The following is a 12,242-nucleotide window of genomic DNA, read 5'->3' on the forward strand; positions in this document are numbered from 1 at the left end:
TGCCCGGCCCCCCCCGGGGGCGGCCCGTTTTACCTTGGGGGCGGGGGGGGGGGGGGGGCCCCCCCCCCCGCCCCCCGCGCCCCGGGGGGGGGGGGGGGCGCCGGGGCCCCCCCGCGCCCGACTGCTCAGTACTGCGGGTGCTGCGCTCAGTCCTTGCCGGACTTCAGAGCCTCCATCGCGCGCTCGGTCACATCGGTGACCTTGCCGAGCGCGGAGATGGTGACCACCAGGTTCTGCGCCCGGTAGTAGTCGATGATCGGCTCGGTCTGCGTGTGGTAGACCTCCAGCCGGGTACGGACGGTCTCCTCGCTGTCGTCGTCCCGCTGGTACAGGTCGCCGCCGCAGACGTCGCAGACGCCCTCGGTCTTCGGCGGGTTGTACGTCACGTGGAAGACGTGCGAGCCGTCGTTCCGGCAGATGCGGCGGCCGGCGATGCGCTTGACCACCTCGTCCTCGGGGACCTCCAGGTCCAGGACCGCGTCGAGCCGGGTGCCCTCGTCCTTGAGCATGGCGTCGAGAGCCTCGGCCTGCCCCACGTTGCGCGGGAAGCCGTCCAGCAGGAAGCCGTTCTCGGCGTCCGGCTGGGACATGCGGTCCTTGGCCATCCCGATGGTGACCTCGTCCGGGACCAACTGACCGGCGTCCATGTAGGCGCGGGCCTGCTTGCCAAGGTCGGTGCCCTGGCTGATGTTGGCGCGGAAGAGATCGCCCGTGGAGATCTGGGGAATCGACAGGTTCTTGGCAAGGTACGCGGCCTGCGTTCCCTTGCCGGCACCGGGCGGCCCGACGAGGACGATTCGCATCAGCGGAGGAACCCTTCGTAATTGCGCTGCTGGAGCTGACTCTCGATCTGCTTCACGGTCTCCAGACCCACACCCACGATGATGAGGATGCTCGTCCCGCCGAACGGGAAGTTCTGGTTGGCTCCACCGAAGCTTGCCAACGCCATCGTCGGCACAAGAGCGATCAGACCCAGGTACAGCGAGCCCGGCCAGGTGATCCTGTTGAGTACGTAGCTCAGATACTCGGCAGTAGGTCGACCAGCCCGGATACCCGGGATGAACCCACCATACTTCTTCATGTTGTCGGCGACTTCCTCGGGGTTGAACGAAATCGCCACATAGAAGAAGGCGAAGAAGACGATCAACAGGAAGTACGCGGTGATGTAGTACGGGTGGTCGCCCTTGACCAGGTTGTCCTTGATCCAGGTGGCCCAACCCGCGGTGGAGTTGGAGAACTGGACGATCAGGGCGGGGATGTAGAGCAGCGAAGAAGCGAAGATGACGGGGATCACGCCCGCCTGGTTGACCTTCAGCGGAATGTACGTGGACGTACCGCCGTACGACCTGCGCCCGATCATGCGCTTCGCGTACTGGACCGGGATCCGGCGCTGGGCCTGCTCGACGAAGACGACGAGGCCGACCATCACGAAGCCGATGAGGATGACGGTGCCGAACTCGATCCACCCGTCGGCCAGCTTGCCGCTGGTCTTGATGGCCCAGAGCGAGCCCGGGAAGCTGGCGGCGATCGAGATGAACATCAGGATCGACATGCCGTTGCCGATGCCGCGGTCGGTGATGAGCTCACCGAGCCACATGACGGCGGCGGTACCGGCGGTCATCGTGATGACCATGACGATGGTCGTGAAGATCGACTGGTTGGGGACGATCTCCTTGGCCACCGGGCAGCCGCTGAAGAGCGCGCCGCTGGTGGCGGTGGCCACCAGGCCGGTGCCCTGGAGGATGGCGAGCGCGACGGTCAGATAACGCGTGTACTGCGTGATCTTGGCCTGGCCGGACTGGCCCTCCTTCTTGAGCGCCTCCAGTCGCGGGATGACCACGGTCAACAGCTGAAGGATGATGCTGGCCGTGATGTACGGCATGATGCCGAGCGCGAAGATCGTGATCTGCAGCAGTGCACCACCGCTGAACATGTTCACCAGACCGAAGAGGCTGTTGTTGCCCTTACTGGCCTGATCAACACACATCTGGACGTTCTCGTAGCTCACTCCCGGTACCGGGATGTGTGCCCCGAGCCGGTAGATCACGATGATGCCGAGCGTGAAGAGCAGCTTCTTGCGCAGGTCGGGCGTCTTGAACGCCCGGGCGAACGCGGTGAGCACGGTGCCTCCTGCGACCCCCCGCGCAGAGCGTAGAGGTGACGGTCTTGAGGATCGACGAATATGTAAACAGTCAAAGTCCCCGGGCAGTAGCCCAGGGGTTACCACACAACGACGCACGCCACCTTACCGGCGACCATGCCCCCCTAGGAACGACCAACCGGGGATGCCCCAAATGAGAGGCATCCCCGGTCGGGTAGTTCAGGCCATCGAGTTGTCTCAGACGAGCTCGGTGACGGTGCCGCCGGCGGCGGCGATCTTCTCCTTGGCGGAGCCGGAGACGGCGTCAACCGAAACCTGCAGCGCCACGGAGATCTCGCCCTGTCCGAGGACCTTGACGAGGTGGTTGTTGCGCACGGCACCCTTGGCGACCAGGTCGGCCACGGTGACCTCGCCACCCTCGGGGTAGAGGGTCGCGAGCTTGTCCAGGTTCACGACCTGGTACTCGGTGCGGAACGGGTTCTTGAAGCCCTTGAGCTTCGGGAGACGCATGTGGAGGGGCATCTGCCCACCCTCGAAGCGCTCCGGAACCTGGTAACGGGCCTTGGTGCCCTTGGTGCCACGACCGGCGGTCTTACCCTTGGACGCCTCACCACGACCCACACGGGTCTTGGCGGTCTTGGCGCCCGGGGCGGGCCGGAGGTCATGGGCCTTCAGCGGCTTGTTCTCCGCCATGTCAGTCGACCTCCTCAACCGTCACGAGGTGGCGGACGGTGTGCACCATGCCGCGGAACTCGGGACGGTCCTCCTTGACGACCACGTCGTGCAGGCGCTTCAGCCCGAGCGAACGCAGCGTGTCACGGTGGTTCTGCTTGCTACCGATGTACGACTTCGTCTGCGTGATCTTGAGGCGAGCCATTACGCACCCGCTCCCGCACGCGCACGGAGCAGAGCCGCGGGGGCGACGTCCTCGAGCGGCAGACCGCGGCGGGCCGCGATCTCCTCGGGACGCTGCAGGCCCTTGAGGGCCTCCACGGTCGCGTGCACGATGTTGATCGCGTTGTCGGAGCCGAGCGACTTCGACAGGATGTCGTGAACGCCGGCGCACTCCAGAACGGCGCGCACCGGGCCACCGGCGATAACACCGGTACCGGGGGAAGCAGGCTTCAGCAGGACGACGCCCGCAGCCTTCTCGCCCTGGATCGGGTGGGGGATGGTGCCCTGGATGCGCGGGACCTTGAAGAAGTTCTTCTTGGCCTCTTCCACGCCCTTGGCGATGGCCGCGGGAACTTCCTTGGCCTTGCCGTAGCCGACACCGACGGTGCCGTCACCGTCGCCCACCACGACCAGCGCGGTGAAGCTGAAGCGACGACCACCCTTCACAACCTTGGCGACGCGGTTGATCGCGACGACGCGCTCGACGTACGCGGTCTTCTCGGCGGCAGCTGCGCCGCCGTCACGGCCCTTCCGGTCCCGCCGCTCGCCGCCACCGGCACCGCTTCCGCGGCGCTGGGGTCCAGCCATTGGATTTACCTCTCTCTGTTACGTCCGCTGTGCGTAGGAACCGGGCTCAGAACTTCAGACCGGCTTCACGGGCGGCGTCAGCCAGAGCGGCAATCCGCCCGGCGTACTGGTTACCACCGCGGTCAAACACGACGGCCTCGACGCCGGCGGCCTTGGCACGCTCAGCGACCAGGGCGCCGACCTGCTTGGCCTGGCTGCTCTTGTCACCCTCGCCACCACGGATGGAGACGTCCAGGGTCGACGCCGACGCGAGCGTGTGGCCCGCGATGTCGTCGATGACCTGAGCGACCATGTGGCGGTTGGACCGCGTCACGACCAAGCGGGGACGCTCCGGCGAGCCGGAGATGTGCTTGCGGACACGGATGTGGCGACGCTTGCGGGCGGCGCGCTTGTAGGCGTCGCCCTTGGCGATCTTCACGCCGTATGCCATGGCTACTTACCAGCCTTTCCGACCTTGCGGCGGATGACCTCGCCGGCGTACTTGACGCCCTTCGCCTTGTACGGGTCGGGCTTCCGCAGCTTGCGGATGTTGGCCGCGACCTCGCCGACCTTCTGCTTGTCGATGCCCTCGACAGACAGCTTGGTCGGGGACTCGACCTTGAAGGTGATGCCTTCCGGCGCCTCGACGACGATCGGGTGGCTGTAGCCCAGGGCGAACTCCAGGTTGGAGCCCTTCGCCTGGACGCGGTAACCGACACCGCTGATCTCGAGCGCCTTGACGTATCCCTTGGTCACACCGGTGATCATGTTCGCCACCAGCGTGCGGGACAGGCCGTGCAGGGCCTTGTTCTGACGCTCGTCGTTCGGGCGGGTGACGCTGATGACGCCATCCTCACCCTTGGTGACCTCGATCGGCGCGGCAACGGTGTGCGTGAGGGTGCCCTTGGGGCCCTTCACGGCGACCGTACGGCCATCGATGGTGACGTCCACACCGGCGGGAACCTGGATGGGGAGCTTGCCGATACGCGACATGAGCTATTCCTCCGTTCCCGACTACCAGACGTAGGCGAGGACTTCCCCACCTACGCCCTTCTTCTGAGCCTGCTGGCCGGTCAGGAGACCGTGGGACGTGGAGATGATCGCCACGCCCAGGCCGCCGAGAACCTTCGGCAGGTTGGTGGACTTTGCGTAAACACGCAGACCCGGCTTCGAGATGCGCTTGATGCCGGCGATCGAGCGCTCGCGGTTCGGGCCGAACTTCAGCTCGAGGACGAGGTTCTTGCCGACCTCGGCGTCCTCGACCTTCCAGCCGGTGATGAAGCCCTCCTGCTGGAGGATCTCCGCGATGTGCGACTTGATCTTGCTGTGCGGCATCACGACGGAGTCGTGGTACGCCGAGTTCGCGTTGCGCAGACGCGTGAGCATGTCTGCGATGGGATCAGTCATGGTCATGAATTGGCCTTCGGCCTCTCTCGCCGGGGTTTCCTGTATGCGCCATCCCTCTCCCCACTCAGAGGCGGGACGGGTGCGGTGCGGGGACCTACGGCGTAGTAAGTCGGTCATGGGCGGCAGGCGCCCAACCCCACAAGCCTACGACATGTGAGGGCGGGCTCCTGCCGACCAGATGCTTACCGAGAGCTTTCCGGTGATTCCCAACGCCCTAGGGGCGGAGGAGAATTACCAGGAGCTCTTGGTCACGCCCGGCAGCTCGCCACGGTGAGCCATCTCACGAAGGCACACGCGGCACAGGCCGAACTTGCGGTAGACGGAGTGGGGCCGGCCGCAGCGCTGGCACCGCGTGTACGCGCGGACGCCGAACTTCGGCTTGCGGGCGGCCTTAGCGATCAGAGCCTTCTTCGCCACGGTCAGTTCTCCTTGAACGGGAAGCCGAGGTGACGAAGGAGGGCACGACCCTCGTCGTCGTTGGTCGCCGTGGTGACCACGGTGATGTCCATGCCCCGGACCCGGTCGATCTTGTCCTGGTCGATCTCGTGGAACATGACCTGCTCCGTGAGACCGAAGGTGTAGTTGCCACGGCCGTCGAACTGCTTCGGCGACAGGCCACGGAAGTCACGGATACGCGGCAGCGCGAGCGACAGCGTACGGTCCAGGAACTCCCACATGCGGTCACCACGGAGGGTGACGTGGCAGCCGATCGGCTGACCCTCGCGCAGCTTGAACTGCGCGATGGACTTGCGGGCCTTGGTCACGGCCGGCTTCTGACCGGTGATCGTGGTGAGGTCGCGCACGGCGCCGTCGATCAGCTTGGAGTCGCGGGCGGCGTCGCCCACACCCATGTTGACCACGATCTTCACGAGGCCGGGGACCTGCATGACGTTCTCGTACGAGAACTCCTCACGCAGCTTGCCGGCGATCTCCTCGCGGTACTTCGTCTTCAGACGCGGAGTGGTGGTGGTAGCCATCAGATGTCCTCACCCGTCCGCTTGGCAACGCGGATCTTGTTGCCTTCGTCGTCGAAGCGGTAACCGACGCGCGTGACGACCTTCTTGCCGTCCTTCTCCACGACGAGCTGAACGTTGCTCACGTGGATGGGGGCCTCGGTCGTCACGATGCCACCGGTCTGCGAACCGCGAGCGGTCTGACCGGCCTTGGTGTGCTTCTTGACCCGGTTGACACCCTCGACGAGGACACGGTCCTGAGCCGGGTAGGCCACGATGACCTTGCCCTGCTTGCCCTTGTCCTTACCGGTGATGACCTGAACCAGGTCGCCCTTCTTGATCTTCATGCTTACAGCACCTCCGGCGCGAGCGAGATGATCTTCATGAACTTCTTCTCGCGCAGTTCCCGGCCCACCGGGCCGAAGATGCGGGTGCCGCGGGGGTCACCGTCGTTCTTCAGAATGACGGCGGCGTTCTCGTCGAAGCGGATGTACGAGCCATCCTGACGGCGACGCTCCTTGACGGTGCGAACGATGACCGCCTTGACGACGTCACCCTTCTTCACGTTGCCACCGGGGATCGCGTCCTTGACGGTGGCGACGATGACGTCACCGATGCCCGCGTAGCGGCGACCCGAACCACCGAGAACACGGATGGTGAGGATTTCCTTCGCACCCGTGTTGTCGGCGACGCGAAGTCGCGACTCCTGCTGGATCACGTCTATCTCCTGATCGTCTGCCGGTTCCCGGCGGGGAGCTCCGTAAGCGACTTACGTGGCTCCCCGCCGAGCCTGGCGGAACTTGCCTGAGGGGAGTGCCCCTCAGGAATTACTTGGCCTTCTCGAGGATCTCGACGACGCGCCACCGCTTCGTGGCGGACAGCGGCCGGGTCTCCATCAGGAGGACGCGGTCGCCGACACCGGCGGCGTTCTGCTCGTCGTGCGCCTTGAGCTTGTTCGTACGGCGGATGACCTTGCCGTACAGCGCGTGCTTGACACGGTCCTCGACAGCGACGACGACGGTCTTGTCCATCTTGTCGCTGACGACCAGACCCTCACGGGTCTTGCGGAAACCGCGGTCGGTGTTCGTCTCAGTCACAGTCTTCTCGCTCATCAGACGCTCTCCACCGTCTCGATGCCCAGCTCGCGCTCGCGCATCAGGGTGTAGATCCGGGCGATGTCCTTACGGACGGACTTGAGCCGACCGTGGTTCTCGAGCTGCCCGGTCGCCGCCTGGAAGCGGAGGTTGAACAGCTCTTCCTTGGCCTCGCGGAGCTTGTTGAGCAGCTCCTCGTTGCCCAGCTCGCGCAGCTCGGACGCCTTGGTTCCGGCCGACATCACGCCTCACCTGCCTCGCGCCGAACGATGCGGCACTTCATCGGAAGCTTGTGAGCAGCGCGGGTGAGCGCCTCACGAGCAATCTTCTCGTTCGGGTAGGACAGCTCGAACATCACCCGACCGGGCTTGACGTTCGCGATCCACCACTCGGGAGAACCCTTACCGGAACCCATGCGGGTCTCGGCGGGCTTCTTCGTCAGGGGACGGTCCGGGTAGATGTTGATCCAGACCTTGCCGCCACGCTTGATGTGACGGGTCATCGCGATACGAGCGGCCTCGATCTGACGGTTCGTCACGTACGCCGGGGTCAGCGCCTGGATGCCGTACTCGCCGAACGCAACCTGCGTGCCACCCTTGGACATACCGCTGCGCTTCGGGTGGTGCTGCTTGCGGTGCTTGACCCTACGGGGGATCAGCATTTCGGTCAGGCCTCCGTTCCGGTGCTCTCGGCGGCCGGAGCGGCAGCGGCGGGAGCCTCGGCCTTGGGGGCCTCGGCAGCCGGGGCCGACTGCTGCTGCGGCTTGCGACCGCGACCGCCACGCTCGCCACCGCGGCCACCACGGCCGGCCGGGCGGTCGGCGCCGCCACGGGCCGGGCGGTTGCCGGCGCGGGCAGCGGCGTTCTCGGCGCGGACCTCGGCGATGTTCTTGACGTCGCCCTTGTAGATCCAGACCTTCACGCCGATGCGGCCGAAGGTCGTCTTGGCCTCGAAGAAGCCGTAGTCGACGTTCGCGCGGAGCGTGTGCAGGGGCACACGGCCCTCGCGGTAGAACTCCGAGCGGGACATCTCGGCGCCGCCGAGGCGGCCACCGCACTGGATCTTGATGCCCTTGGCGCCGGCCTTCATCGAGGACTGCATGCTCTTGCGCATGGCCCGACGGAAGGAGACGCGGGAGGAGAGCTGCTCGGCGACGGCCTGGGCCACCAGCTGAGCGTCCACCTCGGGGTTCTTGACCTCGAGGATGTTCAGCTGGACCTGCTTGCCGGTCAGCTTCTCCAGCTCGCCGCGGATGCGGTCCGCCTCGGCGCCGCGGCGGCCGATGACGATGCCCGGGCGGGCGGTGTGGATGTCAACGCGGACGCGGTCGCGGGTGCGCTCGATCTCGACCTTCGAGATGCCGGCCCGCTCCATGCCCTTCGTCATCATGCGACGAATGGCGACGTCTTCCTTGACGTAGTCCTTGTACAGCTTGTCGGCGTACCAACGGGACTTGAAGTCCGTGGTAATGCCGAGCCGGAACCCGTGCGGGTTTACCTTCTGGCCCATTACCGGGTTCCTTCCTTGCTGCTGACGACCACGGTGATGTGGCTGGTCCGCTTACGGATCCGGTAGGCACGACCCTGGGCACGCGGACGGAACCGCTTCAGGGTCGGGCCCTCGTCCACGTACGCCTCGCTGATGACCAGCGAAGAGGCGTCGGTGTGGTCGTAGTTGTGTGCGGCGTTGGCGATGGCGCTGTCCAGCACCTTGCCAACCGGCACGCTCGCGGCCTGCGGGGCGAAACGCAGGACCGCCTGAGCCTCCGTGGCATCCATGCCACGGATGAGGTCCACCACGCGGCGGGCCTTCATGGGCGTGACGCGGATGTACCGCGCCTGGGCCCTGGCTTCCATGGTTGTCCCTTCGGTGTAAGTCATAGTCGTTACCACCCGCGATTAGCGGCGCTTCGACTTCCGGTCGTCCTTGACGTGGCCGCGGAAGGTGCGAGTCGGCGAGAACTCACCGAGCTTGTGGCCGACCATCGACTCGGTGACGAACACCGGGACGTGGATCTTGCCGTTGTGCACCGCGATGGTGTGACCCAGCATGGCCGGGACGATCATCGAGCGACGGGACCAGGTCTTGATGACGTTCTTGGTGCCTGCCTCGTTCTGTACGTCCACCTTCTTGATGAGGTGGCCGTCGACGAAGGGCCCCTTCTTGAGACTGCGCGGCATCTAAACCCGCTCCTAGCGCTTCTTGTTCGTCTTGCGGCGGCGGACGATGTACTTGCTCGATGCCTTCTTCGGCGAGCGAGTACGACCCTCCTTCTGACCCCACGGCGAGACCGGGTGGCGACCACCGGAGGTCTTGCCCTCACCACCACCGTGCGGGTGGTCAACCGGGTTCATCGCGACACCGCGGACGGTCGGGCGGACGCCCTTCCAGCGCATACGGCCGGCCTTGCCCCAGTTGATGTTCGACTGCTCGGCGTTGCCGACCTCGCCGATCGTGGCGCGGCAGCGGGCGTCGACCAGGCGGATCTCACCCGACGGCATACGAAGGTGGGCCATGGTGCCCTCCTTCGCCAGCAGCTGCACGGAGGCACCCGCGGAGCGGGCGAACTTCGCGCCGCCGCCGGGCCGCAGCTCGATGGCGTGGATGGTCGTACCGACCGGGATGTTGCGCAGCGCCAGGTTGTTGCCGGGCTTGATGTCGGCGGCCGGGCCGTTCTCGACACGGTCGCCCTGCGACAGGCCACGCGGCGCGATGATGTAGCGCTTCTCGCCGTCCGCGTAGTGGAGCAGCGCGATGCGCGCGGTGCGGTTGGGGTCGTACTCGATGTGCGCGACCTTGGCCGGCACGCCGTCCTTGTCGTGACGACGGAAGTCGATCACGCGGTAGGCGCGCTTGTGGCCACCACCCTGGTGGCGAACGGTCACACGACCGGTGTTGTTACGGCCGCCCTTGCTGTGCAGGGGGCGGACCAGCGACTTCTCCGGCGTGGACCGCGTGATCTCGACAAAGTCGGCGACGCTGGAGCCACGACGGCCCGGGGTCGTCGGCTTGTACTTGCGGATACCCATTTCTCAGTCCTCGTCCGATTCCGGACGATCCAGACCGCCCTTAGGCGGTCGGACCGCCGAAGATGTCGATACGGTCGCCCTCAGCGAGGGTCACGATGGCGCGCTTCGTGTCGGCGCGCTTGCCGAAACCGGTGCGGGTGCGCTTGCGCTTGCCCTGACGGTTGATCGTGTTGACCCCGGTGACCTTGACCGAGAAGACCGCTTCCACGGCCTGCTTGATCTGGGTCTTGTTGGAGCCGGGCGCGACGATGAACGTGTACTTGTTCTCGTCGAGCAGCGCGTAGCTCTTCTCGGACACAACCGGCTTGACGAGAATGTCGCGCGGGTCCGAGTAGGTCTTGCTGGTAACGGTCGCCTCGCTCATCAGGCGTCGCTCCCTTCGGTCTCAGCGGTCTGGGGGCCAGACACGAAGGACTCGAAGGCGGCCTGGGTGAAGACCACGTCGTCAGAGACGATCACGTCGTACGTGTTCAGCTGGCCCGGCTCCAGGATGTGCACCTGGGGCAGGTTGCGGGCGGACAGCCACGCGGCCTCGTCGGCGCGGTCGACGACCAGGAGCAGGTTCTTGCGCTCCGAGATCTTGCCGAACAGCGTCTTGGCGGCCTTGGTGGAGACGCCACCCTCGACCACGCCGGTGACGACGTGGATGCGGGAGTGACGGGCCCGGTCGGAGAGGGCACCGCGCAGGGCGGCGGCCTTCATCTTCTTCGGGGTCCGCTGCGAGTAGTCACGCGGCTGCGGGCCGTGGACGACGCCACCGCCGGCGAACTGCGGCGCACGGGTCGAACCCTGACGCGCGCGGCCGGTGCCCTTCTGGCGGTACGGCTTGCGCCCACCGCCGCGGACCTCGCCGCGGGTCTTGGTCTTGTGCGTGCCCTGACGGGCCGCGGCCAGCTGCGCGACGACGACCTGGTGGATCAGCGGAACGCTGGTCTTGGCGTCGAAGATCTCCGCGGGGAGCTCGACGGTCCCGGCCTTGTCGCCTGCCGGCGAAAGGATGTCAATGGTGCTCATCGGTTCCTCAAGCCCCCTTGGCCGCGGTGCGGACCAGGACGAGGCCGCCGTTCGGACCAGGGACTGCGCCCTTGATGAGGAGCAGACCCTTCTCCGCGTCAACCGCGTGGATGGTCAGGTTCTGGGTGGTGACCCGCTCGTTGCCCATACGACCCGCCATGCGCATGCCCTTGAAGACACGGCCGGGAGTGGCACAGCCACCGATGGAGCCAGGCATGCGGTGCACACGGTGGGCACCGTGGGACGCCTTGCCGCCCTTGAAGTTGTGACGCTTCATCACACCGGCGAAGCCCTTGCCCTTGCTCTTGCCCGTGACGTCAACCTTGACGCCGGACTCGAACACCTCGGCAGTGACCTCCTGGCCCAGCGTGTACTCGCTGGCGTCGGAGGTGCGGAGCTCCACCAGGTGGCGGCGCGGGGTCACGTCGGCCTTGGCGAAGTGGCCCTTGAGGGGCTTGTTCACCTTGCGGGGGTCGATCTCGCCGAAGGCGATCTGGACTGCCTCGTAGCCGTCGGTGTCGTTGGAGCGGATCTGGGTGACGACGCAGGGCCCGGCCTTGACGACGGTCACCGGGACGACCCGGTTGTTCTCGTCCCAGACCTGGGTCATGCCGAGCTTCTCGCCCAGGACGCCCTTAATGTTCTTAGCCATCTCGCGCGTCACCTCAGAGCTTGATCTCGATGTCGACGCCCGCCGGCAGGTCGAGACGCATCAGCGAGTCAACCGTCTTCGGCGTGGGGTCGAGGATGTCGATGAGGCGCTTGTGCGTGCGCATCTCGAAGTGCTCGCGCGAGTCCTTGTACTTGTGCGGCGACTTGATGACGCAGTACACGTTCTTCTCAGTGGGCAGCGGCACCGGGCCCGCGACCGACGCACCAGTGCGGGTCACCGTCTCGACGATCTTCTTCGCCGAGGAGTCGATGACCTCGTGGTCGTAGGCCTTGAGCCGGATGCGGATCTTCTGTCCCGCCATGGCTACTAGTAGTCCTGTCTCTCTCGTAACGCTCTGGAACCCGGGGGCTCTCAAGACTTCCGTCTCCGACCCACGCGGTCGGGCGTGTCGCATCCCCTCTACGCAGATCTCCCGAAGGATTTCCCAACCAAGGGGGTGCGGGCCCAGGGACCGCAGGACCGGGGGCGGAACACCCACCGGGTGCCTGGCCGGTGCCCCACTGACGCTTC

At 66.1% G+C, this 12,242-nt stretch carries 23 protein-coding genes; all 23 read right to left on the minus strand.

Translation table 11 applies throughout. The features are described from left to right. Positions 1 to 146: 146 nt before the first annotated feature. Positions 147 to 803 (minus strand): adenylate kinase, encoded by a 657-nt coding sequence (locus ACIQGQ_RS02565; RefSeq protein ID WP_402389729.1) that lies wholly within the window; start codon positions 801 to 803, stop codon positions 147 to 149. Continuing rightward, complete coding sequence (gene secY, locus ACIQGQ_RS02570; RefSeq protein WP_366294674.1) at positions 803 to 2,122, minus strand: preprotein translocase subunit SecY; 1,320 nt, start codon at positions 2,120 to 2,122, stop codon at positions 803 to 805. The genes ACIQGQ_RS02565 and secY overlap by 1 nt, the downstream gene beginning before the upstream one ends. Positions 2,123 to 2,338: 216 nt before the next feature. Then, a complete protein-coding gene (gene rplO / locus ACIQGQ_RS02575) occupies positions 2,339 to 2,794 on the minus strand; it encodes a 50S ribosomal protein L15 (RefSeq protein ID WP_018550610.1) in 456 nt (151 codons plus the stop codon). A 1-nt stretch (position 2,795) separates the two neighbouring features. After that, the gene (rpmD, locus tag ACIQGQ_RS02580; RefSeq protein WP_018550611.1) at positions 2,796 to 2,978 is read right to left on the minus strand and encodes a 50S ribosomal protein L30; all 183 of its coding nucleotides are present in this window, start codon (positions 2,976 to 2,978) and stop codon (positions 2,796 to 2,798) included. After that, positions 2,978 to 3,583: a 30S ribosomal protein S5 gene (rpsE, locus tag ACIQGQ_RS02585; protein WP_072485533.1), complete on the minus strand. Its 606-nt coding sequence runs from the start codon at positions 3,581 to 3,583 to the stop codon at positions 2,978 to 2,980. The genes rpmD and rpsE overlap by 1 nt, the downstream gene beginning before the upstream one ends. A gap of 46 nt (positions 3,584 to 3,629) precedes the next feature. Then, positions 3,630 to 4,013 (minus strand): 50S ribosomal protein L18, encoded by a 384-nt coding sequence (gene rplR / locus ACIQGQ_RS02590; protein ID WP_111337428.1) that lies wholly within the window; start codon positions 4,011 to 4,013, stop codon positions 3,630 to 3,632. Between the two features lie 2 nt (positions 4,014 to 4,015). Beyond that, on the minus strand, positions 4,016 to 4,555 hold the full coding sequence (gene rplF, locus ACIQGQ_RS02595; RefSeq protein ID WP_402389733.1) for a 50S ribosomal protein L6: 540 nt from the start codon (positions 4,553 to 4,555) through the stop codon (positions 4,016 to 4,018). Positions 4,556 to 4,576: 21 nt separating this feature from the next. Further along, positions 4,577 to 4,975, minus strand: a complete 399-nt coding sequence (rpsH, locus tag ACIQGQ_RS02600) for a 30S ribosomal protein S8 (RefSeq protein WP_005313538.1) — start codon at positions 4,973 to 4,975, stop codon at positions 4,577 to 4,579. A gap of 225 nt (positions 4,976 to 5,200) precedes the next feature. Then, positions 5,201 to 5,386, minus strand: a complete 186-nt coding sequence (locus ACIQGQ_RS02605) for a type Z 30S ribosomal protein S14 (RefSeq protein WP_003956452.1) — start codon at positions 5,384 to 5,386, stop codon at positions 5,201 to 5,203. A gap of 2 nt (positions 5,387 to 5,388) precedes the next feature. Beyond that, positions 5,389 to 5,946: a 50S ribosomal protein L5 gene (gene rplE / locus ACIQGQ_RS02610; protein ID WP_093540759.1), complete on the minus strand. Its 558-nt coding sequence runs from the start codon at positions 5,944 to 5,946 to the stop codon at positions 5,389 to 5,391. Beyond that, the gene (gene rplX / locus ACIQGQ_RS02615; protein WP_073786786.1) at positions 5,946 to 6,269 is read right to left on the minus strand and encodes a 50S ribosomal protein L24; all 324 of its coding nucleotides are present in this window, start codon (positions 6,267 to 6,269) and stop codon (positions 5,946 to 5,948) included. The genes rplE and rplX overlap by 1 nt, the downstream gene beginning before the upstream one ends. A gap of 2 nt (positions 6,270 to 6,271) precedes the next feature. Continuing rightward, positions 6,272 to 6,640 (minus strand): 50S ribosomal protein L14, encoded by a 369-nt coding sequence (rplN, locus tag ACIQGQ_RS02620; RefSeq protein WP_003966950.1) that lies wholly within the window; start codon positions 6,638 to 6,640, stop codon positions 6,272 to 6,274. Between the two features lie 109 nt (positions 6,641 to 6,749). Next, positions 6,750 to 7,034: a 30S ribosomal protein S17 gene (gene rpsQ, locus ACIQGQ_RS02625; protein ID WP_030977953.1), complete on the minus strand. Its 285-nt coding sequence runs from the start codon at positions 7,032 to 7,034 to the stop codon at positions 6,750 to 6,752. Beyond that, positions 7,034 to 7,258, minus strand: a complete 225-nt coding sequence (rpmC, locus tag ACIQGQ_RS02630; RefSeq protein ID WP_014047786.1) for a 50S ribosomal protein L29 — start codon at positions 7,256 to 7,258, stop codon at positions 7,034 to 7,036. The genes rpsQ and rpmC overlap by 1 nt, the downstream gene beginning before the upstream one ends. Next, positions 7,258 to 7,677 (minus strand): 50S ribosomal protein L16, encoded by a 420-nt coding sequence (gene rplP, locus ACIQGQ_RS02635; RefSeq protein ID WP_072485538.1) that lies wholly within the window; start codon positions 7,675 to 7,677, stop codon positions 7,258 to 7,260. The genes rpmC and rplP overlap by 1 nt, the downstream gene beginning before the upstream one ends. Positions 7,678 to 7,682: 5 nt before the next feature. Then, positions 7,683 to 8,525 carry a 30S ribosomal protein S3 gene (gene rpsC, locus ACIQGQ_RS02640; protein WP_093540760.1) on the minus strand — a complete coding sequence of 281 codons (843 nt, stop codon included), beginning with the start codon at positions 8,523 to 8,525 and terminating at the stop codon, positions 7,683 to 7,685. Further along, positions 8,525 to 8,872 carry a 50S ribosomal protein L22 gene (gene rplV / locus ACIQGQ_RS02645; RefSeq protein WP_004571827.1) on the minus strand — a complete coding sequence of 116 codons (348 nt, stop codon included), beginning with the start codon at positions 8,870 to 8,872 and terminating at the stop codon, positions 8,525 to 8,527. Before rplV ends, rpsC begins: the two co-directional genes overlap by 1 nt. 42 nt (positions 8,873 to 8,914) lie before the next feature. Continuing rightward, on the minus strand, positions 8,915 to 9,196 hold the full coding sequence (gene rpsS, locus ACIQGQ_RS02650) for a 30S ribosomal protein S19 (protein ID WP_003966956.1): 282 nt from the start codon (positions 9,194 to 9,196) through the stop codon (positions 8,915 to 8,917). 12 nt (positions 9,197 to 9,208) lie between these two features. Then, positions 9,209 to 10,045: a 50S ribosomal protein L2 gene (gene rplB, locus ACIQGQ_RS02655; protein WP_101389600.1), complete on the minus strand. Its 837-nt coding sequence runs from the start codon at positions 10,043 to 10,045 to the stop codon at positions 9,209 to 9,211. Positions 10,046 to 10,085: 40 nt separating this feature from the next. Beyond that, positions 10,086 to 10,409, minus strand: coding sequence for a 50S ribosomal protein L23 (rplW, locus tag ACIQGQ_RS02660; protein WP_352276144.1), 324 nt, complete (start codon positions 10,407 to 10,409; stop codon positions 10,086 to 10,088). Then, positions 10,409 to 11,059, minus strand: coding sequence for a 50S ribosomal protein L4 (gene rplD / locus ACIQGQ_RS02665; RefSeq protein WP_352276143.1), 651 nt, complete (start codon positions 11,057 to 11,059; stop codon positions 10,409 to 10,411). The genes rplW and rplD overlap by 1 nt, the downstream gene beginning before the upstream one ends. A 7-nt stretch (positions 11,060 to 11,066) precedes the next feature. Then, positions 11,067 to 11,711 (minus strand): 50S ribosomal protein L3, encoded by a 645-nt coding sequence (rplC, locus tag ACIQGQ_RS02670; RefSeq protein WP_352276141.1) that lies wholly within the window; start codon positions 11,709 to 11,711, stop codon positions 11,067 to 11,069. Between the two features lie 13 nt (positions 11,712 to 11,724). Next, the gene (gene rpsJ, locus ACIQGQ_RS02675; protein WP_003948644.1) at positions 11,725 to 12,033 is read right to left on the minus strand and encodes a 30S ribosomal protein S10; all 309 of its coding nucleotides are present in this window, start codon (positions 12,031 to 12,033) and stop codon (positions 11,725 to 11,727) included. Positions 12,034 to 12,242: the final 209 nt, after the last annotated feature.

Origin of the sequence: Streptomyces sp. NPDC092952 (assembly GCF_044754785.1) — a bacterium.
Taxonomy (GTDB): Bacteria; Actinomycetota; Actinomycetes; order Streptomycetales; family Streptomycetaceae; genus Streptomyces.

Excerpts from the sequence above, each read along its gene's own strand:
- ACIQGQ_RS02565 (WP_402389729.1), bottom strand. The coding sequence starts at position 803 with ATGCGAATCGTCCTCGTCGGGCCGCCCGGTGCCGGCAAGGGAACGCAG.
- rplO (WP_018550610.1), bottom strand. The coding sequence starts at position 2,794 with ATGGCGGAGAACAAGCCGCTGAAGGCCCATGACCTCCGGCCCGCCCCG.
- rpmD (WP_018550611.1), bottom strand. The coding sequence starts at position 2,978 with ATGGCTCGCCTCAAGATCACGCAGACGAAGTCGTACATCGGTAGCAAG.
- rpsE (WP_072485533.1), bottom strand. The coding sequence starts at position 3,583 with ATGGCTGGACCCCAGCGCCGCGGAAGCGGTGCCGGTGGCGGCGAGCGG.
- rplR (WP_111337428.1), bottom strand. The coding sequence starts at position 4,013 with ATGGCATACGGCGTGAAGATCGCCAAGGGCGACGCCTACAAGCGCGCC.
- rplF (WP_402389733.1), bottom strand. The coding sequence starts at position 4,555 with ATGTCGCGTATCGGCAAGCTCCCCATCCAGGTTCCCGCCGGTGTGGAC.
- rpsH (WP_005313538.1), bottom strand. The coding sequence starts at position 4,975 with ATGACCATGACTGATCCCATCGCAGACATGCTCACGCGTCTGCGCAAC.
- rplE (WP_093540759.1), bottom strand. The coding sequence starts at position 5,946 with ATGGCTACCACCACCACTCCGCGTCTGAAGACGAAGTACCGCGAGGAG.
- rplX (WP_073786786.1), bottom strand. The coding sequence starts at position 6,269 with ATGAAGATCAAGAAGGGCGACCTGGTTCAGGTCATCACCGGTAAGGAC.
- rpsQ (WP_030977953.1), bottom strand. The coding sequence starts at position 7,034 with ATGAGCGAGAAGACTGTGACTGAGACGAACACCGACCGCGGTTTCCGC.
- rpmC (WP_014047786.1), bottom strand. The coding sequence starts at position 7,258 with ATGTCGGCCGGAACCAAGGCGTCCGAGCTGCGCGAGCTGGGCAACGAG.
- rplP (WP_072485538.1), bottom strand. The coding sequence starts at position 7,677 with ATGCTGATCCCCCGTAGGGTCAAGCACCGCAAGCAGCACCACCCGAAG.
- rpsC (WP_093540760.1), bottom strand. The coding sequence starts at position 8,525 with ATGGGCCAGAAGGTAAACCCGCACGGGTTCCGGCTCGGCATTACCACG.
- rplV (WP_004571827.1), bottom strand. The coding sequence starts at position 8,872 with ATGGAAGCCAGGGCCCAGGCGCGGTACATCCGCGTCACGCCCATGAAG.
- rpsS (WP_003966956.1), bottom strand. The coding sequence starts at position 9,196 with ATGCCGCGCAGTCTCAAGAAGGGGCCCTTCGTCGACGGCCACCTCATC.
- rplB (WP_101389600.1), bottom strand. The coding sequence starts at position 10,045 with ATGGGTATCCGCAAGTACAAGCCGACGACCCCGGGCCGTCGTGGCTCC.
- rplW (WP_352276144.1), bottom strand. The coding sequence starts at position 10,409 with ATGAGCGAGGCGACCGTTACCAGCAAGACCTACTCGGACCCGCGCGAC.
- rplD (WP_352276143.1), bottom strand. The coding sequence starts at position 11,059 with ATGAGCACCATTGACATCCTTTCGCCGGCAGGCGACAAGGCCGGGACC.
- rplC (WP_352276141.1), bottom strand. The coding sequence starts at position 11,711 with ATGGCTAAGAACATTAAGGGCGTCCTGGGCGAGAAGCTCGGCATGACC.
- rpsJ (WP_003948644.1), bottom strand. The coding sequence starts at position 12,033 with ATGGCGGGACAGAAGATCCGCATCCGGCTCAAGGCCTACGACCACGAG.